We start from the raw sequence: 26,299 nt of genomic DNA, 5'->3' as shown, positions 1-26,299 counted from the left end.
TATTTTTTGACCGGGCATTGGCCCGAGCCCATCGTCTGTCCCTTGAACCAGTAGTTTCCGTAGTCGAAGGCGATTTTGCCCTGCTGCTCAAGTTTGTCGGGGCTTCCGGGGTCCTGGGGCAGGAACACCCCTACCACGCCGATGCCGCCGACGAAGCGCACGGAGTCCACGAGCCGGTTCAGGGTCATGTCGGGATGTTCGGTGCCGCCCGGATCGTGTGCCTGGTAGCCGACGCATTCGCAGCCCCGGTCCGCGCCGAAGCCCATGGTCTGGTCCTTGACGAATTCGACGGGGTCCACGTCCGAATCATTCACGGGAATGGCGCCGATCTGTTCCGCGAGCTTCAGACGGTCTTTCTGGCGGTCCACGACCATGACCTTGCCGGCGCCTTTGATAATGGCTGAGTAGGCGGCCATGAGCCCGACGGGTCCTGCACCGTAAATGACCACGGAGTCGCCCGGGTAGACGCCTGCCATCTCGGTGGCGTGCCAGCCGGTGGGGAAGATATCGGCGACCATGACGTAGTCGAGTTCTTTCTCCACCGCGTCCTCGCCCAGGCGCAGGCAGTTGAAGTCCCCGTACGGCACGCGCAGGTACTCGGCCTGGCCGCCCTGGTACGGGCCCATGTCCGCGAATCCGTAGGCCGCGCCGGCGAGCTTGGGTTCGGGCTGCATGGTCAGGCAGTAGTTGGTGAAGCCGCGTTCGCAGTTTTTACAGAATCCGCAGGCGATGTTGAACGGCAGCACGACACGCTCGCCCACCTTTACTTTGCTCACCGCCGGGCCGACCTCCACCACCTCACCCAGGTTCTCGTGCCCGAAGGAGCGGCCGGGTTCAAAGCTGGTGCGGCCCTCGTACATGTGCAGGTCCGAACCGCAAATGTTAGTCGTAGTGATCCGCACCAGCACGTCGGCGGGGTGCTCGATTTTGGCATCGGGGATCTCCTCGACACTGACGTCTTTGGGTCCTTTGTAAACTACTGCCTTCATTTTTCCGCTCTTTTCTTTTATCCCATTCCGAGCGTGGCCCAGCAGTCGTAGATTCCGGGCGCTGCAAGAACCAGGGCTCTGCAGGACGGCGGCCCGGAAAAGGGCGCGAAGTGTCACCCGGATACGCGAATTGGAGCTGGCGAGGAAATGGGGGAACAAGGATTGTGGCCCCTGAGCCCACCCAAGGGGGCCAAAGGTTTCCAGACGGCAGGCTGTCCGGGAAAATCCCGCCCGGCCGGTCTGCACCCAAAAGAGAAACTAATCGAACCTCAATGCTAAGCACACTTAGTACGGGTGTCGAGAGGCAGCCCGAAAAATGCGTAGGGAAAAATGCGTAGGTACGACGCCGCGTGGAGAACCTGCCGCGGCTGGATACAGCGTCTAGCTCCGCTCCTGTGCGAGTCGGTTGCGACGCTCCTCCTCGCGCTTTGAGTACGCGGCCGCGCGGATTGCTTCGTCCGACTCCAGACCGCTGCCAAGGGCACCGCCGACGGTCGCAGCCGACGCGACAAACCAGGTCAGCACGAACAGGTCGCCATAGCCGAGCGAAACGTGGAGATAGCCACCCATTACAGCCGGGTCGAGGACAAACAGCGCCCAGACCAGGTTCACAACGTAGAGCGCCAGATAGCAGATGAGCACCCCGATGGTCAGGGTCACCAACGTTGAGGTGTTGTAGAGACGGGACCTCTCCCTAGCCGCCGCAGACATGTCGTCAGGGCGGTCCCACAGTTCGCCGTCGACCACGAGCCAGGCAACAACGAGCGAAATGGAGGCGAGCATCGCGACCAAGAGGCGCCACCATGACAGGGAGCCAGCCAGCTGCCAAACCGTCGAGTTGACCGTGGCGACCGCTCCCGTTGTCAGTGCTGCCACGAGTGCGGACTTGAGTCCCGGCACGAGGAGCCACGGGCGGTTGGCGAGCACCATGCCCACGAGCAACCGCCAGCGGCTGGTGAAGCGGGGGAGCGGTCCGCTGTGCTCGTCCTGTGTGCTCTCGGCCATGCCGGCTACGAGCGCGCGCACTGCAAGCCGGGCGCGCTTCTGCATACGGAGACCGCCGAGTGCCGGTAACGACAGCACTGCCGTGCGGCGCAGCGGGTCGGTCTCGGCCAGCAGGTACCGGCCGTCATCCACATCGCGAAACGGAAGCTCGGTCAGCCCGATCACGACGTCCCATTCGTGCTGACGAGCATGGTCTCGAAGGCGAGCCATCGCAGCGTCCACGTCCTCCGAACCCATCGTGAATGGCTCACACACCATCTCGATGTCCCAGGCGTCGCGATCCTCACCGCCCGGCGGCTCGAGGTCGATCAAACGGCGGGCGATTTCCGCGGGCGCGGCAGGGTCGGCCACCAAGCCGACCTGGATCCGCTTCATCAGGGCAAAGTACCACAATCCCGGCAGGCCCTCCATAGACCGTCCAGCGAAGCTGTCTGCGGGACTCGTCCGGATTGCCATAGTGGATGACGGGCGCCGATACGGGTTATCCGACAGGGGCCCGATGACGAACTCTCCTTGGGAAAGAGAATGCCGAAGCCATCCGCTGAATGCTGCGGATGGCTCCGGCTTTTTCTACTCTGGTTGGTCAAGGATGCCTAGCTCAGGCTGGTCCTTTCAGTTGCGTCCGCGGGGGCCTGCGAGTCCTGCGGCTGTGCCGCATCGAGGCGGCCGCGAACACGCTTGACGGTTTCCGGGGCCAGGATTGCCGAGGCGACCGTGATGACGCCGATGACGCTGAAGTACAGGATCACCCAGCCGGGTTCGCCGTTGCCTGCGTTGAGCAGGGCGACGGCGACCAGCGGCGCGATGCCGCCGGCCAGGACCGAGCCGAACTGGTAGCCCATTGAGGCGCCGCTATAGCGGAGTTTGGTGGAGAAGAGTTCGGCGAAGAAGGCAGCCTGCGGGCCGTACATGGAGTTGTGGAAGACCGCGAGACCGATGATGATTGCCAGGGTTGCCAGCAGGGCGCTGCCGGTGTCGGTCATGACGAAGTAGAGCGGGAAGAACAGCAGTCCGCCGATGGAGCCGAACAGGTAAAGCGGCTTGCGGCCGATCCGGTCGGACAGCGCTGCCCAGAGCGGCACCGCGATGACGCCGATGGCGGACGCGATCAGGACGGACATGGAGCCCTGGGTGGCTCGTTCGGGCCCGAAGGTTCGCATGATGTAGACAACTGAGAACGTGGTGTACAGGTAGAAGGCGGAGTTCTCCGCGAGGCGCATGCCGACGACCAGCCAGACGCCCTTGGTTTCCTTCTTCAGTGCCTCACCGAGCGGGTTGTGAGCGGTCTGCTTCTTGGCCACGAGCTCCTTGAAGTCCTCGGAGTCCTCCAGCTTCGCCCGGACCACCAGGCCCACGACGATCAGCAGCACGCTCAGCAGGAAGGGAATGCGCCAGGCCCAGGCGTCAAACGCATCGGCCGGAACCGCAGCTTTTACGGCCAGGACGGACGAGTTGGCGAGCAGCATGCCCGCCGGGACACCCATCTGGGTAAAGCTGCCGAAGAACCCGCGGCGTCCTTCCGGGGCGTGTTCCGTGGAGATGATGGCGGCACCTGCCCATTCAGCACCAGCGCCGAACCCCTGCATGAGCCGCAGGACGGTCAGCAGGATCGGAGCCCACACGCCGATCTGTGCGTAGGTGGGCAACAGGCCCATCGCCAGGGTGGCGAATCCCATCAGGAGCAGCGAGAGAACCAGCATGGGCTTGCGGCCGATCTTGTCCCCGTAGTGACCGGCGAACATGCCGCCGAAGGGCCGGGCCACGAAGCCAACCGCGTAGGTGAGGAAGGCGAGCAGGAGACCGGTGGCCGGGTCCTGCTCCGGGAAGTAGAGCCGGCTGAAAACGCCGGTGGCCGCGAGGAGGCCGAAGATGTAGTAGTCGTACCACTCGATGGTCGTTCCGGCGAAGCTGGCGAGGGATACCCGCCAGGGCACCCGGCGTGCATTGCCGGTCTTTACTGCGGAGAGCGTCATTGGTCTTTTCTTTCGAAGGTCAAATAAGGATGTAGGGCATCTGGTGGGGGGAGTGAACCCGGGTCACCAGTCGAGGGCGATGTATTTGGTTTCGGTGAAGTCCAGCAGGCCCTGGTGGGCGCCTTCGCGCCCGAGGCCGCTCTGCTTGACGCCGCCGAACGGCGCTGCCGGGTCCGAAACAAGGCCGCGGTTCAGGGCCACCATTCCGCTTTCGATGCGTTCGGATACCCGCAGCCCGCGGCGCAGGTCCTCGGTGAAGACATAGGCGGCTAGACCGTACTCGGAATCGTTGGCGGCCGCGATGACTTCGTCTTCGGTATCGAACCCGATGACCGACGCCACGGGTCCGAAGATTTCCTCGTTGACCATGCGCGCGTGCTTCGGCACGTTGGTCACCACGGTGGGCGGGTAATAGTAGCCGTTCCCTTCCGGCAGCTGGCCGCCGGTGAGCAGGCGCGCACCTTGGCCGAGGGCATCGCGTACCAGGGCATCGACTTTCAGGACGCTTGCCTCGTCCACAAGCGGGCCCACTTCGGTGGACGGATCTGTGCCCGGTCCGACTGTCAGGGCGGACATGCGGGCCGCCAGGCGGCTTGCGAACTCCGCCTGGATTCCCCGCTGGACGTAGATCCTGTTGGCCGCCGTGCACGCCTGGCCGCCGTTGCGCATCTTGGCTACCATGACGCCGTCGATGGCCTTGTCGAGGTCAGCGTCATCGAACACCAGGAAGGGCGCGTTGCCGCCCAGTTCCATGGAGCACTTGAGGACGTTGTCCGCGGCCTGGCGCAGCAGGTGGCGTCCGACGCCGGTGGAACCGGTGAACGACAGCTTGCGGACGCGTGGGTCGGCGAGGATGGGCGACATGACGTCACCTGTCTTGCTTGTGGTGACCACGTTGACGACGCCGGCGGGGACACCGGCGTCGACCATGAGCTGGGCGATAGCCAGGGCCGTCAGAGGAGTAAGGGTGGCCGGCTTGAGCACGGCGGTGCAGCCGGCGGCAAGCGCCGGTGCCAGCTTACGGGTGGCCATGGCGGCGGGGAAGTTCCAGGGGGTGATCAGGACGCAGACACCGATCGGCTGGTGCTGGACAAGGATGCGGTTGGCGCCGGACGGTGAGGTGGAAACGTCGCCGATGATCCGGACGGCCTCTTCCGCATACCAGCGGAAGAACTCGGCGGCGTACGCCACCTCGCCGCGGGCGTCGGGCAGTGCTTTGCCGTTCTCGAGGGAGATGAGGTGGGCAAGCTGTTCCCCGCGTTCGATCATCAGGTCAAAACAGCGGCTCAGTATTTCGGCGCGGCGCCGGGGCGGCGTCGCTGCCCAGTCGGGAAAGGCCGCTGCGGCGGCATCGACGGCGGCAAGGCCATCCTCGACGTCGGCGTCCGCAATAGCGGCGATCACCGTCCCGTCGGAGGGATTGATGACGTCGACCGTGCGGCCGCCGGCGGCGGGCCTCCAGCCTCCGGCGATGAGCAGTTGGCGGGGGACCGTCAGCTCATCGATGTCGAGCGGTTCCTGGGCGGAGAGAAGTGTCATTGGTGATCCTCAGGTTCTGAGCAAGTGATGATGCGCAAGCGAAGTGTTTTAGCGAATGGTGCGGTCGCCGGCATAGGCGGCGTTCACGATGGACGTGACGGATTCAAGGTCGAGCGGCACCGGGTTGTTGTCGATGAGCCGTTTGGAGTTCAGCGACAGCCTGGCAATCTGGCCAAGGTCGCTCTCCTGTACTCCGAGGTCCTGAAGCGTGGCGGGCAGTTCGATGGCCGCGATGATTTCGTCGATGGCCTCCACGCCGGCGATCGCAGCGCTGCGGGCGTCCAGTCCTTTGATGTCTCGTCCCAGCGCTTCGGCAACCTGCGCCAGCTGCGGTTCGATGGCGCCGAAGTTGTGGCGGACGACGTAGGGGAGGAGCAGGCCTACGCCGACACCATGGGGAGTGTGGGTCAGTGCGCCGACGGGATACTGGATGGCGTGCGCCGCCGCCGTTCCGGCGTTGCTGAGCACAATACCGCCGTAGAGTGCGGCCAGCATCATGTCGGCCCGGGCATCGGTATTGTCCGGATCCTTGTAGGCGGTGGCCAGGCTCCGGCCCAAGAGCCGGATCCCGTCCAGTGCCAGGGAGTCCGTCAGGACATTCTTGCCCACGAACACGCGCTCGTTGGCGAGCGTACGGGTTGGTTCGCGGGTGATGGCGGTGAACGACTCGACGAGGTGGACGAAGGTATCCGCACCGGTGGCCGCCGTCAGGGCCGGCGGGCAGGTGTAGGTCAGTTCGGGGTCGCACACCGAGGCGAAGGGGATGATGTGGGGGCTCGAGATGCCCATCTTCATGCCGAGTTCGGGGTCGGAGACCACTGCTATGGCGGTCGCTTCGGACCCTGTGCCCGCCGTGGTGGGCAAGGCGATGACGGGCTTGACGGGGCCGGGTACGGCGAATTCGCCGTAGTAGTCGCTGGGTTGGCCGCCGTGGGTCAGAAGCACCGAGACCACTTTGGCCATGTCCATGCAGCTGCCACCACCGAAGCCGATGACGACGTCGATGTCCTGGCCCTTGAGCTCTTCGACACAGGCGATGATGCCCGGGGTGGGCAGCTCGGCCTGGGTTTCCCCGAAGACCCGGACGGACAGCTTGCGGCTTTCCAGGCTGGTGACCAGGGTTTGCAGCTCGTCCGAGGCTGCGAGCCGGGGGTCCGTGCAGATGAGGACTGTGTCACCGAGCTCTGCGGCGATATCGGCGATGGCAAAACGCTGCTGAGCACCGACGACGATATTCCGCGGCAACCGCAGGACGCCGAAGGTTGCGGGACGGATGCCCGCTGCATGCGCACACGACATTGTGACTGACTCCTAAAGATGGGGATCTCGAGCTACCTGAAAGGTGCCGGAGATCTCATCGTTCCAGAGCGGTGTGAGGTGGCCTATGGAGTTTTTTGCCATATTCATGGCGGAAACATGTGCGTCTGAACCAAACCCCTCATCCTGGTCAGTGGTCGTGGCCGCCGATACCGGCGGACTGCAGGCGCCAGAGCCGCAGGGCCACGTGGATGTCCAGGGATCGACCTCCCCTTCGCCAGCCAGGGCCGAGGACAGTATCGATTCGCTCCAGCCGCTGGCGGAGCGTATTGGGATGAACGTGCAGGGCAGCCGCCGCCGCCGCGCCGGAGGAGTCGTTCTCCAGAAAGGTCCAGGCAGTCAGAACGAGCTGCGTCCCACGGCGGCTGTCATAGTTGAGCAGAGGCCCGAGCTGGGCCGCCATCAGTTGTGTGGCGAAGGGGCTGTCCATGGCGCCCAGCAGCATCCCTGCCGTGCCGAGCGCAGCCCGGTCGGCGGCCTCGCCGTTCCGCGACAGCGCTTGGAGCGCGCGCAGCACGGCATGGGCCTCGGCGTGGGCGCTTGCCAGTCGGGAAAATCCTGTCACCGCCTGTGACGAGCCCACGGTGGCCTCCACGCGCTGGTTCTTCAGGGCCGCGACGATAGACTGCCCGTTGTCCTGGCCGCCGTCCCCGCTCGGACTACCGCCACGCAGCGTCGGAGGCTCGATGACGCACAGATGTGACTCGTGGACGGCGGTGATCCCAGTACGGTCCTGGGCATGCCGCTTCAGCACTGCCAAGGCCCTTTGCCGTTGGTCCTCCCGAACGCCTACCACCCGGACCACCAGCGGAATGTTGTCTGCGAGACCGAATCTCCCGGCCCGCCGCTTAAGTGCTTCCGTATCCTCAGACCGCGGATTCAGGAGTTCGTCTATGAGTTCGAGCTGCAGCCGGTACTGCGCGTCCTGGAACGTTCTTTCAAAGAGCAACGCCGCACTGAGGACCAGGGCGCTTCGCTCCAGCACGGCAAGCCGGTCCTGGTTGACGTGGCCGGCAACGATTAGCGAGGCCAGGTGCTGGTCGCCTGCGACCGCGGACATCACGGTATACGGCCGGCCCCCGACCGTGAAAGGGATGGGCAGCGTCCGGGTGGCGGAGATCTCCGCGGCGCTTAGCGAAGCGGGGTCGGCAAAGTCCGGGTTTGCGCCGAGCCCTGCCAGCGTCTCGCCCATGGGCGAAACCACGAACACTTCGCTGTCCATCGACTCGGCCAAAAGTAGCATCAGGTTGGGCAGGCTGTTGGCAGACGCCAAGGTTTCCATCAACCGTTGATCGAGGGAAGAAAGCTCCTCCAGCGCCTTCACATGGGCAAGATTCTGCCGCTGCGCCTGGTCCAGCCGGGCCAGGGCATCGGCCATTTCCGTGAAGTGACGGGCGTTCTCGAGCGCAACAGCGGCGTGGGTGCCGATGGATTCCATGAGCGCGACGTCGTCGCTGCTGAAGTTGTGCACGTGCCGGTCCGCAACGAGGAGCGCCCCGATGACCTTGCCTTCGGCCCTCAAAGGAACGCCCATGATGGCCTTGACGCCTTCTGCCGCGACCGCCGCATCACTTGACTCGAGATGAGATTTGCTCTCGTCACTCAGGTAGTCCGCGGATTGGGAAGGGGCTTCACCGGTGGCCACGGCGCCGAGAACGCCCTCGCCCAGAGGCATGCGGATATTCCGGAACAGGGCCGTTGCGGCGCCGTCAGTCACCCGGATATACGATTCCCCGGAGGCATAGTCATTCAGGCTCAGGTATGCGATGTCGCTGCCGATAAGCGAGCGGGTTCTGCGGACGATGGCTTTCAGGACGGCCTCAACGTCACGAATGCCGGTGAGGTCCGTGGCTGTGTCGTACAGGACTCGCAGCAGGCCCTCACGCCGGCTGGCCTCCCGGAGCCTGGCATTGAGACCGCGGGCCGCTGCTGCCGTCCCCGGATCGAGCAGGTTCTCCGCCTCCATGGCGGCGAGTTGGGTCTCCAAATCCTCAGCAGACACGCCCTCACCAAGGAGAGTCAAAAGCCGGCCCAGCGTCATCCCTTCCGGAGGAGGAACGGCGCCCGTGGGGACCAGTGGACTCTCTTGGGCATCCATACGGGCCATAGTAGCGGCCGTCGCCTCCCAAACGTGGGGAATTTGTGGCCGAATTGTTAGTGCGGTAACTGTTTGGTATTTTGTTCAAGTTCGGCCCGGAGTGACGCCCCCAATCCACTCCGGGCTGAACGCACGTGCGGTGCGCGGCGGCTTGCATTGCTCGTCAGTTCCGCGTCCGTCAACTGACAAGTCGCGAAAGACCACGCCAGTGAAGCGGCTGGCGCCTCCGGTCCGGCCGATCCGCGGAAGGAAAGACAGAGCGTTGATAAAACGAGAAGAATTCCCGGGGCTTCCTGCGAGTTCTCCCGGTCACACTCCATCCGCCTCCGATGATGGCGAAACCCATCAGCGACGCGACGTATGGATAGCAGGACCGGAAACTGTTCCGGCCGGAAGTCGCGTCCGCCTGCAAGGTTGTGGCCACCACGTGCTTGGCGGCGCCCTGGACGAGTGGATGCCCGACGGGTCCGCGTTCTGGATCTGGTTGGATGCTGGAGCAGGGCGGCGTCTTATCCATGTGGGCGACGGCTTCGAGGTGGTTACGGAGTCCCTGCCTCAGCTTTAACGTCTTTGGATAGCCCCTTAGCCGGTCATCCGGCTCGAAACAACAGGAAACGGTGCTTCTGCGGTCTGCCGACCCCTACGCCGGCTGACTTTCGCGCAGCGACCGCAAGGCCCTATGAATGCCTTCGCCGCCATGTTGCCTGCGTAGGCTTGAAGTCATGCGTAAAGACTTTGATCCCGGCGAACTGTCGTCACGGGATTTTTACCGGCTCTTGACGGCCGTTGTTGTTCCCCGTCCGATTGCGTGGATCTCGAGCAGGTCGGCGGAGGGCGTGGACAATCTTGCTCCGCATTCGTTCTTTACTGTTGCATCAGTGGATCCGCCGATCGTCCAGTTCACCTCGGTGGGAGAAAAGGATTCGCTGCGTAATATCCGCTCGCGGGGAGAGTTTGTGGTGAACCTGGCACCTGCCGGGCTAATGGCCGAGGTTAATGCGACGGGCACGAACTTTCCCCCGGACGTGAGTGAGTTCGACGCGGCCGGCTTGACACGGGAAACAGGTCGCATTGTGGGGGTGCCCAGGGTAGGGGAGTCCCCCGTGGCCCTCGAGTGCCGGCTGCACAGTACGTTGCCGATCGGTGACTGCGTTCTGGTGTTCGGGGAGGTCACCCATGCCGTCGTTGATTCGGACGTTCTGGATGGCAACCACCCACGCATCGATCTGCTGAAACCATTGGCTCGGTTAGGGCTTGATGAGTGGGGCACGACGGGGTCGGTGCGGGAACTGAAGCGGATCCGCGGGGCCGATTGGCCTGGCGGCTTCCGCCGGAAGGGCCGCTCGGAGGGCTGAGCCGTTGCGGGGTGCCTGTATGGTCCCGGGCACCCCGCAGCGGGGCTTGTTGGTCAGCCGAGGCCGAGCTGGACGAAGATGAGCCAGACGAGGAGCGGCACGACACCGATCATTGCGATCGCCCAGAGCAGCAAAGCCCGGAAGAACATCCGCTCATCCTTCGGCTGGGCGCTGGCCATGAGCAGCGCCCCGCTGGTGGACATCGGGCTGACGTCCACCACCGAGGAACTGATGGCGATCGCCGTGATGACTCCGATGGGGGAGAGTACCGGGTCCATGCGATGGGGGTGACGATCGGACTGATCACGCCGAGGGTGCCGGTAGTGGAGGCGAAGGCGGACACGACCGCCACCACGTAGCTGGCGATCAGGGCGGCGAGGGAACTGTCGCCCAGGCCCGCGATACCGGCCTCCAGTTCCTTCAGGGCTCCCATTTCTTCAAGCAGGCCCACGTAGGTGACGATGCCGGTGACCAGAATGATAGCGGACCAGGGCATGCTTTCAACGGCAGGCTTCTGTACGCCGGGGTTCACTCAGATCAGCATCAGGGCGACGACGAGGGACGCCACTCCGACGTCGATGCCCAGGACGGTCGCAATACCAGCAGCGCCCCCAGACCGATCAGGGTCAGGATGCGTATCGGTGTTGCCGCGACCTTGACCGGGCGCTGAGGCAAGACTGCGTCTGTGCCTACCTGCGCCGGCGCTGCAAGGGTGAGCACCGAGGTCCCCGGATCGGTCAGCGCACCTGTTTTTGACCACACCGGCCGGCTCGCCGGCGTTCTCGGCCTCGGATTTCCCACTCAGCGTGTAACGCCCGCTGACGCGCCCAGGCTCGGACCCATCGTGGCACGGGCGGCCGCCGCCGCGAGCAGCGCGCTGGCCCATCAGGATGCGAACGCATAACGGGTCATACAGCAGCCGATTCGCGCATCAGCGCACGTCCGTGCTCCGGGGTGCGGTGAGTCTCGTTGACTTGGAGGCGGTGCGGGCGGCAATGGCCAGCGTGAAGGCGGATGCGAGGCCGAGAATCGTCCAGGCGTAAGTTTCCCGGCCGGGGAGGTCCGCTGTTGCAAGCCAGCGGATGGAATAGTTTGCCGTTGCACCGACAGGAAAGGTGAACACCCAAAACAACTGCGTGAAGGGAAGCTTGCGGTACTCCGGGAGCAGCATGATCTGCATCAGCGCCATGATCGCCAGGACGCCTGTTAGGCCGAGCTGCACTGCCCCCGCGGGTCCCGGATGTGACACCATCCAGGCGATGTTGGCCGTTGCCGGCGCGGCCAGGTATGCGGACAGTCCGGTCTTGGCGGCCGGTGGCACCTCGCCGCCGGTCATCAGCCGGACGGTGACGATGGTTCCCACGACGAGCCAGAAGAACGCGCCAATGCCAAAGGCGGCGATGGCCGCGTCGTGGGCGTGGATGGTTGAGAATCCGATGCTGGCGACGAAGAATCCGGGCACCATGGGCAGCAAGTAGCCGGGATGGATGGACTGCATGGATACCCCGCCGGTGAGCCAGTGGGCGAGGAGCCGGGCTGCGACGACGGCGAGGGCGGCGATGAAGGCCGTGCACAGCCACGCGCCCCATGGGGGCAGATACTGGCTGTAGTGTGACGAAAGCAGGATCCCCACCAATGGGATGAAGGACACGAAAGGCCCTGCCATTTGATGTCTCAGGTCAGAGGTGAATGCTCCCTTTCGGCGGAGGCCCCGGAACACATAGAGGGCGGTCAGGACCAGCCACAGGGAGCTGGCTGCTCCGTACAGGATTTCTTCGGGCCACACCGGCGATCCGAGTGAGCTTCTCGCCGCGGACCAGGCGCCGCCGAGACCGGCAAGCCCCAGTGGAATGCCGAAGCGGCTCAAAGCCGGCATTCCCGAAAGGTCAGCCGGGGACAAGTCGCGATCCTGAGTGGGCGGCGCCTGGGCAACAGCGGTGCGGGTATCGGTCATTTTGTCGGTCCGAGCGGTTGGTGGGTGAAGATGAGCAGGGTGCTCGTGGCGGTGGCGAGGAGTTCTCCGCTGGCGGTGCTGAGGCGGCCCTCGGTGAATATCACGCGGGGGCCGGATTTCACGACTGACCCCTCTGCGCGAAGGGCGCCCTTGTGGAGCGTGATGGGCCGCAGGTACCTGACCGCCAGATCGATGGATATGTAGCCGGTCCCGGCTTCCAGGGTGCTGTGTGCTGCGCAGCCGAGTACCGTGTCGAGGAGCGTGCAAGCCAGGCCGCCGTGCACCATGCCGAGGGGGTTGTAGTGCGCTTCTCCCGGCTGGCACCGGAACTCGACGTGTCCGTATTTCGCGTCGACGAGGTCGAAGTTCATGAGTGAAGCGATCGGCGGCGGTGCAATGCTGCCGTCGCGGAGACCGGAAAAGTAGTCGAGGCCGGAGAGCCGTGGCAGCTGTTCGAGCGCGATTGCCGGATCCGTCCAGGTGAAGGTTTCCGAGCGTTCCGCCGAGGCGTGGGTTGACATGGAGATTTCCTCCTCAGGTTCTGTGCGGGTCGTCAGGGTTTGGCGCCGTCAGGCCGGGGCATTGGCAGCCAAGGCTGGGTACAGATCCTGGATTGGACCGGACAGGCCGAGCTTCACGCCGGCGCTGATGTCATCCACGATGACCTCGTAGTCGCCCTGCTCGAGCCCGTCGAGCGACTTCCGCGCGACTTCCCCGGGGGAGGTCTTCGGGGCGTCCACGCCCTTAGCCATCGCTGTGTCGATGTAGCCGACGTGCACGCCCGTAACCTGCGTGCCTTGGGGCGCCAGCTCTACCCGGAACGAGTTGGTCGCCGACCACAGCGCCGCCTTTGATGCACTGTAGGCGCCGGTGAGTGCGATCCAGCTGAGCACCGAGTGGATGTTGAGGACCGCTGATGCCTTGCTGGCGGCGAGCACGGGCGCGAATGCCCTGGTCAGGGCGACCGGGCCGAAGAAGTTGGTCTCCATGACTTCGCGGATCTCCCCGTCGGAGAGGGCCAACAAAGTATCCGTTCCAATGCTTATGCCGGCGTTGTTGATCAGGACCGTGACGTCCTGCGCGTGGGAAACGGTTGCCCGGATCGAGTCAGGGTCAGTGATGTCGAGAGCCAGAGCGACGACACGGGGATCGTCCCACTCTTGCGGGCGGCGGGCAGTTGCGTACACCTTTGCAGCACCTCGGGCCAGGGCCTCTTCCACGAACTCGCGGCCCAAGCCGCCGTTCGCACCAGTGACAAGGACGACGGCGCCAGATAGCAGTGGCATGACTTCTCCTGATGGCAGATGTGGCGGCGACACAGCTTGTCGTGGCCTCGGATTCTCAGGCTACCCGAGTCAGTTGGATTTTCCAACCGACCTGTATGATTATGGAAAGTACCGAAAGCAGGTGAACGATGGATCAGCCGACCGATACGTCAGTCAGCGCGCCGAGGGCGTGTTTTATCGCGGCAGGCCTGGACGTGTTGGGGGAGCGGTGGGCCCTGCTGGCACTTCGTGAGATGTCTCTGGGCGTGCATCGCTTCGATCAGATCGCACGCAACACCGGCGCGTCCCGCGACATCCTGACGGGGCGACTGCGCACCCTCGAAAGCCGTGGCGTGATCGAACGCGTCCAGTACTCCGAGCGCCCCGCGCGCTACGAATACCACCTCACAACTTCCGGGGCCGAAGTCGCGCCCATCCTCATCTCACTCGCAGCCTGGAGCAGTACGTGGATGCGCGACGAGACGCCCCGCGCCTCCTACAAGCACAGTTGCGGGGCTGACCTGAAGCCGGTGGTCTTGTGTGCGGAATGTGGTGAGGAGTTCAAGTCAGGGAGTCTGAAGCTCGGACCGCTGGTGTCAAGGGCCCCCGCGGACCCGGCGACTCAGCCCTGAAGTTCCTTCTCGGAGCCGGCTGACGACGTCATTCCGGCGTCTGTGGGTACGCCGGCATTCGTCTGTAACCCATCACTCGGTCGAGTCTTTCACGATGAAAAAATCGTGCCCCTTGACGAATGCAAAACGTTTTGTGTACTGTGATCGGCATAACATACAAAACGTTTTGCAAAGGAAGTCGATGACGACGCGAGTAGGGATACGTGAAGTGGCTAAGGCCGCGGGAGTCTCTGTGACCACCGTTTCCCACGCCCTCAACGACGCCACCAGCTCCCGGGTCAAGGCGGAAACCCAGCAGCACGTCCGGGACGTGGCCAGGAACCTTGGCTACGCCCCCAACCGGCTCGCCAGCGGGCTGCGCAACCAGCGCTCCCAGATCCTGGGCCTGGTCAGCGATGAGATCACCACCACGCCGTTCGCCGGGGCCATGATCCGCGGAGCGCAGGACGCGGCGTACGAACGCGGCTACGTGGTCATGGTGGTGAACTCCGGCCTGGACAGTGAGCTCGAACACCGCGAAATCACCATGCTTCAGCAGCACCAGGTGGACGGCGTGGTGTACGCCCGGCTGTACCACCAGGGGGTCGAGCTGCCGGCGGCACTCTCGGGGATCCCCACTGTGCTGCTGGACGCCGTCACCGGTGACCCAGCGGTCTCCTCCATCGTCCCGGACGAGGTCGACGCCGCCGAAACCGCCGTCGAAGCCCTCATCGCGGCCGGACACACGCGGATCGGAATGATCAACAACGTGGACGACATTCCCGCAAGCCACGGCCGGCTGGAAGGATTCCACAACTCCCTGGGCCGCCACGGTATCCAGCACGATCCGCGGCACCTCGTGATTACCGTTCCGGAGACCTCGGGCGGCCGTGAGGCCGCGCTGGGTCTCCTCAGCCAGCCGGACGGGCCCACCGCGCTGTTCTGCTTCAGCGACAGGGTGGCCATGGGCGCGTACCAAGCGGCCGCAGCGCTGGGACTGAGCGTCCCGGACGATGTTTCGATCGTGGGCATCGACAACCTGGAGCTCATCGCCGGCTCGCTGTGGCCGGGGCTGACCACCGTGGCCCTGCCGCACTACGACATGGGGCGGTGGGCCGTCAACCGGGTTCTTGACGACATCGAGCACCCGGGGACGCCGCCGGAACAGGTGCGGCTCGCCTGTCCCCTGATCGAACGGGGATCCGTAGGGCCGCCCAGGACCTGACCGGATTCCAACAACCACGAGCAATACAACCAGTTCGTCCCAAACCCCGGGTCCGCCTGAAAAGGGGCGCAGCCGTTGCAGCGGCCGCGCCCCTTCCGGACCCCGGGTCCAATCATCCACGCGCAAAATCAGCAGAAAGACTGGACCTCATGAACAAGCGATTCACACGGATCCTGGCCACCAGCATAGCCGCGGCGGCACTCGTAGGCAGCCTCGCTGCCTGCGGCAAGGGCAGCGCGTCCGCCACGTCCCAGGACAGCACCGAGATCACCATGTGGACACACAACGCGGGAAACCCTGACGAACTCGCGGCCATCAAAGCGATCGTCGACAAGTACAACAAGAGCGGCGCCGCCAAGGCGCAGATCAAGGTGCAGGCATTCCCGCAGGACTCCTACAACGACTCGGTGGTCTCGGCCGCCGCTGCCGGGAAGCTGCCCTGCATCGTGGACATCGACGGGCCCAACGTGCCCAACTGGGCGTGGGCCAAGTACCTGACGCCGCTGAAGCTCTCGGCCGATCTGTCCAAGAATCTGCCCAGCACCGTCGCCAAGTGGGAGGGCGAAACCTACGCAGTGGGCTACTACGACGTCGCCCTCGCAATGCTGGCCCGCGCCTCGGACCTCAAGGCGGCCGGAGTCCGTACGGCCACGGTGGAAAAGCCGTGGACCAAGGAGGAATTCCAGGACGCATTGACCAAGCTCAAAGCCCTTGGCAAGTGGCAGTACCCCCTCGACATGGGGACTGCCGGCACCGGTGAATGGCTGCCCTACGCCTACTCGCCGCTGCTGCAGTCCTTCGGCGGAGACCTCATCAACCGCGACGGGTTCCAGTCAGCGGAAGGTGCACTCAACGGAGACAAGGCCGTCGAGTGGGCTGCCTGGTTCCGTGGACTCGCCGATCAGGGGTTCATGGCTAAGAAGAGCGGCAAGGATTCCACCCAGGACTTCCTGAACAACAAGAGCGGCATCGTTTACACCGGCTCCTGGGCCGCGGACAAGGCGCGCAAGGCGCTCGGCAAGGACCTCGCGGTCATGCCCTCGGTGGACCTCGGCAACGGGCCGAAGATCGGCGGCGCATCGTGGCAGTGGGGCGTGACCAGCGGCTGCAAGAATTCCGAGGCCGCCATGGACTACCTCTCCTACTCGCTGAAGCCGGAAAACATCGCCGCCGTGGCCAAGGCCACCGGCACCATCCCGGCCACCGACGAAGCCGCAGCCTTGCTCCCCGCCTTCGCCGAGGGCGGCGAGAACCGGATCTTCATGGAACTCTCCCGCCAGCAGGCCGTCATGCGTCCCGAGACGCCGGCGTACCCGTTCATCGCCACGGAGTACGGCAAGGCCGTCCAGGACATCCTGGCCGGCGCGGACGCCAAGACTGTCCTGGACAAGGCGGTCAAGGCGATCGACGCCAACATCAAGTCCAACGGCGGCTACAAGAACTAGCCGGCCGCCGGACGGCAGGACGACGGCGGGCGGCAACTGCCGCCGTCGTCCTCCACCCGGCACCGACTGTCAACGGAGACTCCCATGACAACCACCCAACTTCGTTCCCGCACGTCCGCCGCTTCGCCGGGCGGCAGCACTCCGGCGGCTGCCCGCCGCAAGCGCCCCGGCCACCTGCGCGAACAGCTCAGCGGCTGGGGGATGATCGCACCCGCGGCGGTCCTCCTCCTCGCCTTCGTCTTCCTGCCGGCGATCCTTGGTTTCGGCCTGGCTTTCACGAACGCCCGCCTCATCTCCCCGCGGCCGGTGGAGTTCGTCGGGATGGACAACTTTGCCCGGCTCTTCACGGACCCCACCTTCTGGCGGGCGCTCCTGAACGTCAGCTATTTCGCCGTGGTGGTGGTGCCTGTGCAGTCCGGCCTCGCCCTGGCCATGGCGCTGCTGATCAACAAGAAGTTCCGCGGCGTGAACTTCTTCCGCACCGTCTACTTCCTGCCCGTAGTGACGTCCATGGTGGTGGTGTCGCTGCTCTGGCTCTTCATGTACCGCAAGGACGGCCTGATCAACGAGCTGCTGTCCACCTTCAGTTTCGGCCTCATCCAGGGCGCGGACTGGCTGAACGACCCCGCCACCGCCATGCCGGCCATCATCGCGCTGTCCATCTGGCAGGCCGCGGGCTTCCACATGATCATCTGGCTGGCCGGCCTGCAGAGCATCTCCGGGGAGCTGTACGAGGCCGCGCAACTGGACGGGGCAAGCCGCTGGCACCAGTTCCGGTACGTCACCTGGCCGGGCCTGAAGCACACCCGCACCCTGGTCCTGGTGACCATCACCATCCAGGCCCTCGGGCTATTCGACCAGGTCAGCGTCATGACGCAGGGCGGCCCGCTCGACTCCACCACCACCATCATCTACGAGGCGGTCCGCTCCGGCTTCAAGCAGCAGGAGACCTCCTACGCCTCGGCCATCTCGCTCGTATTCTTCGTGCTGGTGCTGCTGATCTCTGCGGCGCAGCGCTACCTGACCCGAGAGAAGGACTGACGTGAAAAACGTGCTCCGCCTCAATTCGATCGGCGCCATGGCCGTCCGCATCCTGTTTGCGGCCGTCGCCGCCTTCCCCATCGTGTTCATGCTCGTGTCCTCGCTCAAGCCGGACCAGCAGATCTTCGGTGACATGTCCTCCGTGGCGGCGTTCCTGCCCATCGGCAACATCTCGCTGGACAACTACACCGCCGTCTTCGACCGGGTTCCGGCCGCGCGCTTCCTGATCAACTCCGTCGGCGTCTCTGCCGTGACAGTGGTGCTGGGAATCTTCATCAACAGCCTGTGCGCGTTCGCGCTGTCCCGCATGCAGGTCCGCGGCAAGCGCATCGTGTTCACGGCGATCCTTGCGACCCTTATCGTGCCGTTCCAGACGCTGGCGCTGCCGCTGGTGTGGTGGGTGAACCAGCTGCCCTACTTCGAACTCAACGGCTTCAGCCTGGAGATCTCGAAGGGCTGGCTGGACACCTACCAGGTGCAGATCATCCCGTTCATCGCCAACGCGTTCTCCATCTACCTCTACCACCAGTACTTCGAGTCCATCCCCAAGGAACTGGACGAGGCTGCGCGGATCGACGGCGCTGGCTGGTTCAAGATCTACCGCCAGGTGGTGATGCCGCTCGCCGGTCCCGCCACGGCCACCGTCGCCATCCTGACGTTCCTGCCCGCCTGGAACTCCTACCTGTGGCCGCTCATGGTGGTCCAGTCCGAGGAACTGCGCCCGGTGATGATCGGCATCCAGTACTTCTTCCAGCTGAACGTCTCCTGGGGTGAGGTCATGGCCTATGCCTCGCTGATTACTGTTCCCGTGGTGGTCCTCTTCATCGCGTTCCAGCGCTCCTTCATCAACAGCATCGCCTCCAGCGGTGTCAAAGGCTGACCCAGACCCACTTTCCAGTTCGAAAGCGAATCATGACCTCCCTGAATGCAACGCCCGCACTCGACTGCCGCTACCGGCCCAAATGGCACTACGCCGCGGAGCGCAACTGGCTCAACGACCCCAACGGGCTGGTGCACTCCAACGGGGTGTACCACCTCTTTTACCAGCACAACCCCTTCGGTGACGTGTGGGGCAACATGTCCTGGGGGCATGCCACCTCGACGGACCTGCTGAACTGGGACGAGCAGCCGGTAGCCATCCCCTGCGACGAACAGGAGGCGATCTTCTCCGGATCGGCCGTGGTGGATACGCACAACACCAGCGGTTTCGGCGTCGGGGGAGTGCCCCCGCTGGTGGCGGTCTACACCAGCGCCTACTCCCCGTCGTCGCCGCTGGCGGGCCGGCAGGCACAGTCCCTCGCGTACAGCACCGACGACGGCGCCACCTGGACCAAGTATGCCGGGAACCCGGTGCTGGACCGGGCGTCTGCGGACTTCCGCGACCCCAAGGTCTTCTGGTACGACGGCGACGCCGGCAGCTACTGGGTGATGGTCGCCGTCGAGGCCGTCCGGCATGAGGTGGTGCTCTACAAGTCCGCCGACCTCAAAACGTGGGAGTACCTGAGCACCTTCGGCCCGGCCAACGCCACGGGCGGCGTCTGGGAATGCCCGGACCTGTTCGAACTGCCCGTGGACGGCGATGCGGGAAACACCCGGTGGGTCCTCGTGGTGAATCTGAGCCCCGGCGGGATCGCCGGTGGCTCGGCGGGCCAGTACTTCCTGGGAACGTTCGACGGCGTGACGTTCCGTTCCCAAACCACGGTCACCGAGGGCACACAGACCGACGACAGCCGGATGCCGGACTACGGCTGGCTCGACTGGGGCCGGGACTACTACGCCGCGGTCTCGTTCAGCAACGCCCCCGACGGGCGCCGCCTCATGATCGGCTGGATGAACAACTGGCAATACGCGGCTTCGACACCTTCGCAGGGCTGGCGCAGCGCCATGTCCCTCGTCCGCGAGGTCCGGCTGGAGACCCGCGACGGACGGCCCGTGCTTGTCCAGTCAGCCGTGGACCCGTTCGGCGCTTCCGGGACGGCGCTGTTCGCCGCGGGTCCGGAACACCTCGCGGACGGTGTGCGGTGGTTGCCCGCCGAAGCCTCCGGGGATGTGCTGCGCATCGACGCCGAGTTCAAAGCAGGCCACGCCGGGAAGGTGGGTCTTGTGCTTCGTGCCGGCAGTGGGGATGGCGGGAAGGAGCGCACAGTGCTGTCTTACGATGTCGCAGCAGGTGAGCTTTCGCTCGATCGGACAGCGTCCGGCGACGTCGACTTCCACGAGACTTTTCCGTCGGTGGAGCGCGTGGCCGTTCCGCTGGCTGATGGTCGGTTGCGGCTCCGCCTCTTCCTGGACCGCTGCTCCGTGGAGGTCTTCGCCCAGGACGGCTTGGCCACGATTACGGACCAGGTCTTTCCTTCGGACTCAAGCTTGGGGTTGGGGGTTTTTGCGGAGGGCCACGGCGGCACGCTGGTGAGGCTCGACGTCGTCGGTTAGGGAGCCCGGGGTAACGGTTGTCCCTCAACCTTTAGGCAGCACAACCCACGAGAACACCTACCCCGCAGCCCACGCGACAACCAGCAGCGCCCCCACGCACAGGACTGTGGTGCAGAGGATGACGTCGCGGGCCACGGTCATGCCGCGGCCGTAGGGGGAGGCGAAAAGGAAAACGTTCTGCGCGGTGGGCAGCGTCCCCATGATCACGCTCGCCAGCAGGTGCTGCCCCTCCAGCCCGAAGACAAAGCGCCCCAGCAGCCAGACAATCAAAGGCATGCCGGCGATCTTCAGGAAAGTGGCCACCAGGGTTTCGGTCCGGCCGTCGTCCTTCTGCAGCGGCGCCCTCCCGGCCAGCGACAGGCCAAAGGCGAGAAGCACCATGGGGACAGCCCCGCCGGCCAGCATGTCGATGGGCTTCTGCAGCAGATCCGGCTCCTGCCACCCCGTCAGGGCAACGACGACGCCGAGCGCCGACGCGATGATCATCGGGTTGGACAGCGGCTGCAGCAGCACCTTCCGCCACGAGATCCGGGCACCGCCAAAGATCCCCAGCAGCGTCAGGTAGAACGGGGCCAAGACCAGGAGCTGCACCAGGAGCACGGGGGCCACGTGCTGGGCGGTGCCGACGGCGTAGAGCGACACCGGGATTCCGATGTTGTTGGCGTTGGCGTAGCTGCTGGCCATCGCGCCGACGGCGGTTTCCGCAGCCGGGCGGCGGAAGAACAGGAAGCTCAGCAGCCAGTAAAGAAGCCCCACTGCCGCTGCTGAAAGCAGCGCCAGCGGGGCGTCGGTTCCGAGGGCGGCCCGGATATCGGAGCCGGCCACTACGGTGTAAAGCAGGGCGGGGTTGGTGATGTAGAAGGCGGTGCGGGTCAGCGCACCCTGGACCTCGGGACCCAGAATGCGGAACCTGGCAGCGAGGTAACCGACAGCGATGACTGCAGAAACAATGAATATTCCGGAGACAACGCCGCCCACTCTTGACCCTTCTGATTATGTGCACCCCGCACGGCCGTCTCCTGTTGCGTGCGGAGTGCCGGCCGTGCGGAAGTTTACTGGAGTTACCGAACCAGGCAGGGCCGCTTCGGGTCGAAGGACCAGCCGTCGATGTAGTACTGCATGCCGACGCTGTCATCGCGGGCGTCCAGGCCATGCTGCAGGTACAGCTGGTGCGCCTTGTCCAGGGCCTCGCGGTCCAGCTCGATGCCCAGTCCGGGCGTAGCAGGAACCTCAATGGCGCCGCCCTTGATCTGCAGCGGGTTCTTTGTGAGGCCCTGCCCGTCCTGCCAGATCCAGTGCGTGTCCAGTGCGGTGATCTCGCCCGGGGCAGCCGCGCCGGTGTGCGTGAACATGGCCAGCGAAATGTCGAAGTGGTTGTTCGAGTGCGAGCCCCAGGTCAGGCCGAACTCGTTGCACAGCTGCGCCACGCGGACCGAGCCGTGCATGGTCCAGAAGTGCGGGTCCGCCAGCGGGATGTCGACGGCGTTGCTGCGGATGGCGTGCGCCATCTCGCGCCAGTCCGTGGCGATCATGTTGGTGGCCGTCTTGAGCCCTGTAGCCCGGCGGAACTCCGCCATGACCTCGCGGCCGGAGAAGCGGCCTTCAGCACCGCAAGGGTCCTCGGCGTAGGCCACGACGCCCTGCATCCGCTTGCCCAGCCTGATGGCCTCCTCGAGCAGCCAGCCGCCGTTCGGGTCCAGCGTGACGCGGGCATCCGGGAAGCGCTTGGCCAGCGCCGTGACCACGTCCACTTCGTCGTTGCCGGACAGCACGCCGCCCTTGAGCTTGAAGTCGCTGAAGCCGTAGCGCTCCTGCGCCGCTTCGGCCAGCGCGACGACGGCTTCCGGAGTCATTGCCTCCTGGCGGCGCAATTCCTCCCAGCGGTCCGACGGAGCGTCCTCCACGAGGTACGGAAGATCCGTCCGCTTGTGGTCACCGACGAAGAACAGGTAGCCGAGCATCGGCACGGACGTGCGCTGCTGGCCGTCGCCCAGCAGTTCCGCCACGGGGACGCCCAGGAACTGGCCGTGCAGGTCCAGCAACGCGGACTCGACGGCGGTGACGGCGTGGACTGTGGTGCGCAGGTCAAAGGTCTGCAGGCCGCGGCCGCCGGCGTCGCGGTCCGCGAACTCGGCGGCGATCTCCCGCAGCAGCGAGCGGTAGCGGGCCACCGGCCTGCCGGCGAGCAGGGCGCCGGCTTCCTCGATGGTGGTGCGGATCTTCTCGCCGCCGGGCACCTCGCCGAGGCCGGTGCGGCCGTCGGAGTCGGTCACGATGACCACGTTCCGGGTGAAGAACGGCCCGTGTGCGCCGCTGAGGTTCATCAGCATGCTGTCGTAACCCGCAACCGGGACTACCTCCACGCGGGCAACTGTCGGCTGGGCGGTCATGCGTTGACCTCTTCTTTCTGTTCAGCAGCTTCCTGTTCAGCGGCGACAACCGTGCCGTTGATGCGGCGGTTCAGCTGCCACGGGTTGGCGTCCTTCAGCGGTGCGGGGAGCAGTTCCTGGGGGAGGTTCTGGTAGGCGACCGGGCGGAGGAACCGGTTGATGGCCAGCGTACCCACGGAGGTGGTGCGCGTGTCGGAGGTGGCGGGGAAGGGGCCGCCGTGGACCATGGCGTGGCCGACTTCGACGCCGGTGGGCCAGCCGTTCACGATGATGCGCCCGACCTTCTGTTCGAGTGCGGGGATCAGTTGTGCCGCCGTCGGGTAGTCCTCTTCGGTGAGCTGCAGGGAAGCGGTGAGCTGGCCCTCGATCCGGTTGGTGGCCTCGATGAGTTCCTCGGCGGTGGAGTAGCGGATCACCAGGGATGCCGCGCCGAAGATCTCGGCGTGGAGGACTTCGTTGGTGATGAAGTCGCGGATCTGGGTGCCGTAGATGGCCGGTGCCGGGGCGTTTTCGGTGGGGCCGGGGGTTCCGGTCCCGACCACGGTCACGTTCTCGGCGGCGCTGAGCGCCTCCGTGCCGGAGGCCCAGGAGCCGGCGATTCCGGCGGTGAGCATCGTCTGGCCGGCGCAGGCGGAAACGGCGCGTCCGACGGCGGCAGCCAGTTTGTCGCCCGCCTCGCCGGCGGGGGCGAACAGCAGGCCGGGGGAGGTGCAGAGCTGGCCGGAGCTGCCGGTCACGGCGGTGATGTACTGCTGCGCCAGCGCGTCGATCTTTTCGGTTCCGGTTTGTTCGGCGGAGCCGCTCAGCGCGCCGGGGAAGACGAACACGGGGTTGAGGGAGGACATTTCCGCGTAGACGGGGATGGGTTCGGGGCGGGCGGCGGCGGTGCGCATCAGGGCGATGCCGGCGCTTTGGGAGCCGGTGAAGCCGACGGCCTTGATGGCGGGGTCGGCCACGAGGGCTTGGCCGATGCTGCTGCCCGGGCCGAAGATCAGGGAGAAGACGCCCGGGTGCAGGCCGAGGTCGGCAACGGCCTTGGTGATGGCCTGGCCCACGAGTTCGCTGGTGCCGGGGTGGGCGTTGTGTGCCTTGAACACGACGGGGCAGCCTGCAGCGAGGGCCGAGGCGGTGTCTCCGCCCGCCGTCGAGAAGGCGAGCGGGAAGTTGCTGGCTCCGAAGACGGCGACGGGGCCGAGCGGGATCTGGCGCTGGCGGATGTCGGCGCGTGGCAGGGGCGTGCGGTCCGGGAGTGCGGGGTCGATGCGGACGCCGCGGAAGTCGCCCTGGCGGACCACGTTGGCGAAGAGCCGCAGCTGGCCGGTGGTGCGGGCGCGTTCGCCCTGCAGCCGCGCGGCGGGCAGGCCGGTCTCCTGGCCGGCGCGGACGGTCAGTTCGTCGCCGATGGCTTCGATGTTGTCCGCGATCGCGTCCAGGAACGCGGCGTGCGTTTCGGGGTCAAGGGTGCTGAACGATGCGAACGCCTCGGCGGCTGCAGCAGTGGCGGCCTTCAGCTGCTCCTCGGTGAGCAGCGTGTAGGCGGGCTCGAGCTGTTCGTTGGTGGCCGGGTTGAAAGCGAAGGTGGTCTTGCCATCGCCGGCAACGGTCTGTCCGGCGATCAGGGAGTGTCCGGTGAGGGTCACGGTTTGTTCCTCCTTGTAAAGGTGGGGCTGGCGGCAGTTAGGAAAACTGTCGACTAGGAAACCTTGGCGATGAGTGCCTTGAGGTCGGCCAGGTCCTTTTCGGCCATGTTCTGCAGCGGGGGACGGACGCCGCCGGCGGAACGGCCGATCGCGTCGAGGCCGCCCTTAACGATGGAGACGGCGTAGCCCTTCACACGGTCGCGGATGTCCAGGTAGGGGATGACGAACTCGTTGAGCTTCTGGTTGACGGCCACGCGGTCGTTGTTTCGGACGTCCTGGTAGAAGTCGAGCGCGAACTGCGGAACGAAGTTGTACATCGCGCTGGAGTAGGTGCTCATGCCCAGCTGGAGCAGCGGCAGCGCGAAGGTCTCCGCCGTGGGGAGGCCGCCCAGGTAGAACAGGCGGTCGCCGAGCTTGGCGTAGACCCGGGCATCGTGCTCGAGGTCGCCCACGCCGTCCTTGAATCCGATGAGGTTCTCGTGGCGGTCGGCCAGGGTGGCCACCGTGGTGTCCTTGTAGATGGCGTTGGCGCGGTTGTAGATGATGACGCCCAGCGAGGTGGCTCTGCAGACGGCGCTGACGTGGTCGATCAGGCCGCCCTGGTCGGCTTCGGTCAGGTACGGCGGCAGGAGCAGGATGCCCTCGGCGCCGGCAGCCTCGGCAGCCTTGGCGTTTTCGATGGCCTGGGCAGTGGAACCGCCGGCGGAGGCCAGGACGGGGACGGTGCTGCCGACTTCCTCGACGGCGGCACGGACTACGCGGGCCGACTCGGCCGGGGTGAGCGAGAAGCCCTCACCCGTGCCGCCGGCGGCGAAGAGGCCGGCAACGGGGTAGCTGGCCTGCCAGGCCAGGTGCTTGCGGTAGTTTTCCTCGTCGAACTGCAGCTCTGCATCGAAGGAGGTAACGGGGAAGGACAGCAGCCCGTCCTTAAGGGTGTTGGCGAGTTCCTGGGGTGAAAGTTTTGCCACGGGATGTCCTTGGAGTCAGTGCCGGGAACGGCGGGGTGGTGGTGCGGTTCCTTTTCAGGTTAGGGACGCCCATCCATGCCTGTCCAAGTGCATTTTTGTATCCACTGATACCCTCGGCGCATTGATTCGGGCAGGCCGTAGCTAGCCGGCTGCGAACTCCAGGTCGCGCAGCAACCGCACCAGCGCAGGGTTCTTGGCGTCCCTGTTCCAGATGGCATGGAGTTCCACAGGCTCCTCTTCGCCGCTGGCCAGCCGCAGGAACGAAACCCCGCGGATTCCCAGGGCCGTGGCCGAGTGCGGCACGAAAGCCACCCCCCGTTTGGCGGCCACCAGTGAAACCATGGTCAGGATCTGGCTCACGGTGTGCACCACGTTCTCGTGCCGGATGGCGTGCAGCCGGACCACGAGGTCGTAGAAGTACCTGGCCTGCGTGGGGGAGTGCATGATGAGCGGCTCGTCCTTGAGGTCCTCGCTCTGGATCTCCCGCTTGAGGTCTGCGAGGGGGTGCGATGCGGGAACCGCCAGCACCATCGACTCGCGGTACAGCAGGTGGGAGTCGAAAACTTCAGTGTCGAAGGGCGGCCGTGCCAGGCCGAGGTCCAGCTCGCCCGTGAGCAGGCCCTGGATCTGCTCGCCCGTCACCAGTTCCTGGAGGTCGATGTCCACATCCGGCACGATGGCGCCGATCTCCTCCAGCAGGGGGCCCAAGATGCTGAACCCGCTGGCGGCCGTGAAGCCGATACGGAGATGGCCCTGCCGGCCCGAGGCAATACGCCGTGCCGTCACCGGCGCCCGGCTGGCCAGCGCCATGAGCCTGCGGGCCTCGTCGAGGAAGGCCTGTCCGGCGGCGGTCAGCTCAACCCGGCGGTTATCCCGCTCGAGGAGTTCTGCCCCCACCGTCTTCTCCAGTTTCTGGATCTGGCGGCTCAGCGGCGGCTGCGTCATGTTGAGGCGCTCCGCGGCCCGGCCGAAGTGCAGCTCCTCGGCTACGGCAATGAACCCCATCAGCTGGTCGAAGGTAAACGTGATGCCCTCCCGGTATTACTCGATG

The 26,299-nt window shown here is 65.4% G+C and carries 23 protein-coding genes and 1 pseudogene; 8 read left to right on the top strand and 16 right to left on the bottom strand.

The window, feature by feature from the left end; all coding sequences use genetic code 11:
• The 6 genes from ACFVTE_RS23300 to ACFVTE_RS23275 form a co-directional block, all read right to left on the bottom strand.
• On the bottom strand, positions 1 to 989 hold a 989-nt coding region (locus ACFVTE_RS23300; protein WP_387104856.1), incomplete at its 3' end, for a glutathione-independent formaldehyde dehydrogenase.
• A 381-nt stretch (positions 990 to 1,370) separates the two neighbouring features.
• Positions 1,371 to 2,369, bottom strand: coding sequence for a hypothetical protein (locus ACFVTE_RS23295; RefSeq protein WP_387104854.1), 999 nt, complete (start codon positions 2,367 to 2,369; stop codon positions 1,371 to 1,373).
• Between the two features lie 218 nt (positions 2,370 to 2,587).
• Positions 2,588 to 3,967 (bottom strand): MFS transporter, encoded by a 1,380-nt coding sequence (locus ACFVTE_RS23290; protein ID WP_387104853.1) that lies wholly within the window; start codon positions 3,965 to 3,967, stop codon positions 2,588 to 2,590.
• Positions 3,968 to 4,030: 63 nt separating this feature from the next.
• On the bottom strand, positions 4,031 to 5,506 hold the full coding sequence (locus ACFVTE_RS23285) for an NAD-dependent succinate-semialdehyde dehydrogenase (protein ID WP_387104852.1): 1,476 nt from the start codon (positions 5,504 to 5,506) through the stop codon (positions 4,031 to 4,033).
• Between the two features lie 48 nt (positions 5,507 to 5,554).
• Complete coding sequence (locus tag ACFVTE_RS23280; protein WP_387104850.1) at positions 5,555 to 6,805, bottom strand: iron-containing alcohol dehydrogenase; 1,251 nt, start codon at positions 6,803 to 6,805, stop codon at positions 5,555 to 5,557.
• A 148-nt stretch (positions 6,806 to 6,953) separates the two neighbouring features.
• A complete protein-coding gene (locus ACFVTE_RS23275; RefSeq protein WP_387104849.1) occupies positions 6,954 to 8,825 on the bottom strand; it encodes a helix-turn-helix domain-containing protein in 1,872 nt (623 codons plus the stop codon).
• A gap of 818 nt (positions 8,826 to 9,643) precedes the next feature.
• Between ACFVTE_RS23275 and ACFVTE_RS23270 the strand changes: the two genes are divergently transcribed.
• Entirely contained in the window at positions 9,644 to 10,276 is a 633-nt protein-coding gene (locus tag ACFVTE_RS23270) for a flavin reductase family protein (protein WP_387104847.1), read from the top strand.
• A 53-nt stretch (positions 10,277 to 10,329) separates the two neighbouring features.
• Here the strand turns inward: ACFVTE_RS23270 and ACFVTE_RS23265 are convergent, their stop codons facing one another.
• Positions 10,330 to 10,554, bottom strand: a complete 225-nt coding sequence (locus ACFVTE_RS23265; protein ID WP_387104860.1) for a hypothetical protein — start codon at positions 10,552 to 10,554, stop codon at positions 10,330 to 10,332.
• A gap of 56 nt (positions 10,555 to 10,610) precedes the next feature.
• Positions 10,611 to 10,772, bottom strand: a pseudogene (locus ACFVTE_RS23260) (C4-dicarboxylate ABC transporter); the annotation flags it as partial.
• 189 nt (positions 10,773 to 10,961) lie between these two features.
• Between ACFVTE_RS23260 and ACFVTE_RS23255 the strand changes: the two are divergent.
• A complete protein-coding gene (locus ACFVTE_RS23255) occupies positions 10,962 to 11,180 on the top strand; it encodes a hypothetical protein (RefSeq protein ID WP_387104846.1) in 219 nt (72 codons plus the stop codon).
• 27 nt (positions 11,181 to 11,207) lie between these two features.
• Here ACFVTE_RS23255 and ACFVTE_RS23250 read toward each other — a convergent pair whose 3' ends face one another.
• The 3 genes from ACFVTE_RS23250 to ACFVTE_RS23240 all read right to left on the bottom strand — a co-directional run bounded on the left by ACFVTE_RS23250 (position 11,208) and on the right by ACFVTE_RS23240 (position 13,516).
• On the bottom strand, positions 11,208 to 12,152 hold the full coding sequence (locus ACFVTE_RS23250; protein ID WP_387104845.1) for a TDT family transporter: 945 nt from the start codon (positions 12,150 to 12,152) through the stop codon (positions 11,208 to 11,210).
• A gap of 74 nt (positions 12,153 to 12,226) precedes the next feature.
• Positions 12,227 to 12,751, bottom strand: coding sequence for a PaaI family thioesterase (locus tag ACFVTE_RS23245; RefSeq protein ID WP_387104844.1), 525 nt, complete (start codon positions 12,749 to 12,751; stop codon positions 12,227 to 12,229).
• Positions 12,752 to 12,799: 48 nt separating this feature from the next.
• Entirely contained in the window at positions 12,800 to 13,516 is a 717-nt protein-coding gene (locus ACFVTE_RS23240; RefSeq protein ID WP_387104843.1) for an SDR family oxidoreductase, read from the bottom strand.
• Positions 13,517 to 13,644: 128 nt separating this feature from the next.
• Here ACFVTE_RS23240 and ACFVTE_RS23235 point away from each other — a divergent pair, with 128 nt between their 5' ends.
• From ACFVTE_RS23235 to ACFVTE_RS23210, 6 genes are all read left to right on the top strand, one after another.
• Positions 13,645 to 14,127, top strand: coding sequence for a winged helix-turn-helix transcriptional regulator (locus tag ACFVTE_RS23235; protein WP_387104842.1), 483 nt, complete (start codon positions 13,645 to 13,647; stop codon positions 14,125 to 14,127).
• 181 nt (positions 14,128 to 14,308) lie between these two features.
• Complete coding sequence (locus ACFVTE_RS23230) at positions 14,309 to 15,331, top strand: LacI family DNA-binding transcriptional regulator (RefSeq protein WP_387104840.1); 1,023 nt, start codon at positions 14,309 to 14,311, stop codon at positions 15,329 to 15,331.
• Positions 15,332 to 15,480: 149 nt separating this feature from the next.
• Positions 15,481 to 16,776, top strand: a complete 1,296-nt coding sequence (locus ACFVTE_RS23225) for an extracellular solute-binding protein (protein ID WP_387104838.1) — start codon at positions 15,481 to 15,483, stop codon at positions 16,774 to 16,776.
• A gap of 84 nt (positions 16,777 to 16,860) precedes the next feature.
• Positions 16,861 to 17,817, top strand: a complete 957-nt coding sequence (locus ACFVTE_RS23220; RefSeq protein WP_387104837.1) for a carbohydrate ABC transporter permease — start codon at positions 16,861 to 16,863, stop codon at positions 17,815 to 17,817.
• A gap of 1 nt (position 17,818) precedes the next feature.
• Positions 17,819 to 18,697, top strand: a complete 879-nt coding sequence (locus ACFVTE_RS23215; protein WP_387104835.1) for a carbohydrate ABC transporter permease — start codon at positions 17,819 to 17,821, stop codon at positions 18,695 to 18,697.
• 32 nt (positions 18,698 to 18,729) lie between these two features.
• Positions 18,730 to 20,250 carry a glycoside hydrolase family 32 protein gene (locus ACFVTE_RS23210; protein WP_387104833.1) on the top strand — a complete coding sequence of 507 codons (1,521 nt, stop codon included), beginning with the start codon at positions 18,730 to 18,732 and terminating at the stop codon, positions 20,248 to 20,250.
• A gap of 57 nt (positions 20,251 to 20,307) precedes the next feature.
• Here ACFVTE_RS23210 and ACFVTE_RS23205 read toward each other — a convergent pair whose 3' ends face one another.
• The 5 genes from ACFVTE_RS23205 to ACFVTE_RS23185 all read right to left on the bottom strand — a co-directional run bounded on the left by ACFVTE_RS23205 (position 20,308) and on the right by ACFVTE_RS23185 (position 26,253).
• Entirely contained in the window at positions 20,308 to 21,228 is a 921-nt protein-coding gene (locus tag ACFVTE_RS23205) for an AEC family transporter (protein ID WP_387104830.1), read from the bottom strand.
• Between the two features lie 83 nt (positions 21,229 to 21,311).
• Positions 21,312 to 22,640, bottom strand: coding sequence for an enolase C-terminal domain-like protein (locus tag ACFVTE_RS23200; protein ID WP_387104828.1), 1,329 nt, complete (start codon positions 22,638 to 22,640; stop codon positions 21,312 to 21,314).
• Positions 22,637 to 24,280 (bottom strand): aldehyde dehydrogenase (NADP(+)), encoded by a 1,644-nt coding sequence (locus tag ACFVTE_RS23195; protein WP_387104825.1) that lies wholly within the window; start codon positions 24,278 to 24,280, stop codon positions 22,637 to 22,639. Before ACFVTE_RS23195 ends, ACFVTE_RS23200 begins: the two co-directional genes overlap by 4 nt.
• Before the next feature lie 53 nt (positions 24,281 to 24,333).
• On the bottom strand, positions 24,334 to 25,248 hold the full coding sequence (kdgD, locus tag ACFVTE_RS23190; RefSeq protein ID WP_387104823.1) for a 5-dehydro-4-deoxyglucarate dehydratase: 915 nt from the start codon (positions 25,246 to 25,248) through the stop codon (positions 24,334 to 24,336).
• 141 nt (positions 25,249 to 25,389) lie between these two features.
• Positions 25,390 to 26,253 (bottom strand): LysR family transcriptional regulator, encoded by an 864-nt coding sequence (locus tag ACFVTE_RS23185; protein ID WP_387104820.1) that lies wholly within the window; start codon positions 26,251 to 26,253, stop codon positions 25,390 to 25,392.
• Positions 26,254 to 26,299: the final 46 nt, after the last annotated feature.

Source organism: Arthrobacter sp. NPDC058097 (genome assembly GCF_042884885.1).
GTDB lineage: Bacteria > Actinomycetota > Actinomycetes > Actinomycetales > Micrococcaceae > Arthrobacter.
Note: the sequence above shows the minus strand (reverse complement) of the source record. Positions and strands in the feature narration are given on the sequence as shown.

What these genes read in the sequence shown, in the direction of transcription:
- ACFVTE_RS23240 (WP_387104843.1), bottom strand. Translation starts at nt 13,516, where the DNA reads ATGCCACTGCTATCTGGCGCCGTCGTCCTTGTCACTGGTGCGAACGGC.
- ACFVTE_RS23295 (WP_387104854.1), bottom strand. Translation starts at nt 2,369, where the DNA reads ATGAAGCGGATCCAGGTCGGCTTGGTGGCCGACCCTGCCGCGCCCGCG.
- ACFVTE_RS23200 (WP_387104828.1), bottom strand. Translation starts at nt 22,640, where the DNA reads ATGACCGCCCAGCCGACAGTTGCCCGCGTGGAGGTAGTCCCGGTTGCG.
- ACFVTE_RS23280 (WP_387104850.1), bottom strand. Translation starts at nt 6,805, where the DNA reads ATGTCGTGTGCGCATGCAGCGGGCATCCGTCCCGCAACCTTCGGCGTC.
- ACFVTE_RS23250 (WP_387104845.1), bottom strand. Translation starts at nt 12,152, where the DNA reads ATGCCGGCTTTGAGCCGCTTCGGCATTCCACTGGGGCTTGCCGGTCTC.
- ACFVTE_RS23185 (WP_387104820.1), bottom strand. Translation starts at nt 26,253, where the DNA reads ATGGGGTTCATTGCCGTAGCCGAGGAGCTGCACTTCGGCCGGGCCGCG.
- ACFVTE_RS23245 (WP_387104844.1), bottom strand. Translation starts at nt 12,751, where the DNA reads ATGTCAACCCACGCCTCGGCGGAACGCTCGGAAACCTTCACCTGGACG.
- ACFVTE_RS23285 (WP_387104852.1), bottom strand. Translation starts at nt 5,506, where the DNA reads ATGACACTTCTCTCCGCCCAGGAACCGCTCGACATCGATGAGCTGACG.
- ACFVTE_RS23230 (WP_387104840.1), top strand. Translation starts at nt 14,309, where the DNA reads ATGACGACGCGAGTAGGGATACGTGAAGTGGCTAAGGCCGCGGGAGTC.
- ACFVTE_RS23290 (WP_387104853.1), bottom strand. Translation starts at nt 3,967, where the DNA reads ATGACGCTCTCCGCAGTAAAGACCGGCAATGCACGCCGGGTGCCCTGG.
- ACFVTE_RS23270 (WP_387104847.1), top strand. Translation starts at nt 9,644, where the DNA reads ATGCGTAAAGACTTTGATCCCGGCGAACTGTCGTCACGGGATTTTTAC.
- ACFVTE_RS23225 (WP_387104838.1), top strand. Translation starts at nt 15,481, where the DNA reads ATGAACAAGCGATTCACACGGATCCTGGCCACCAGCATAGCCGCGGCG.
- ACFVTE_RS23235 (WP_387104842.1), top strand. Translation starts at nt 13,645, where the DNA reads ATGGATCAGCCGACCGATACGTCAGTCAGCGCGCCGAGGGCGTGTTTT.
- ACFVTE_RS23265 (WP_387104860.1), bottom strand. Translation starts at nt 10,554, where the DNA reads ATGGACCCGGTACTCTCCCCCATCGGAGTCATCACGGCGATCGCCATC.
- ACFVTE_RS23220 (WP_387104837.1), top strand. Translation starts at nt 16,861, where the DNA reads ATGACAACCACCCAACTTCGTTCCCGCACGTCCGCCGCTTCGCCGGGC.
- ACFVTE_RS23210 (WP_387104833.1), top strand. Translation starts at nt 18,730, where the DNA reads ATGACCTCCCTGAATGCAACGCCCGCACTCGACTGCCGCTACCGGCCC.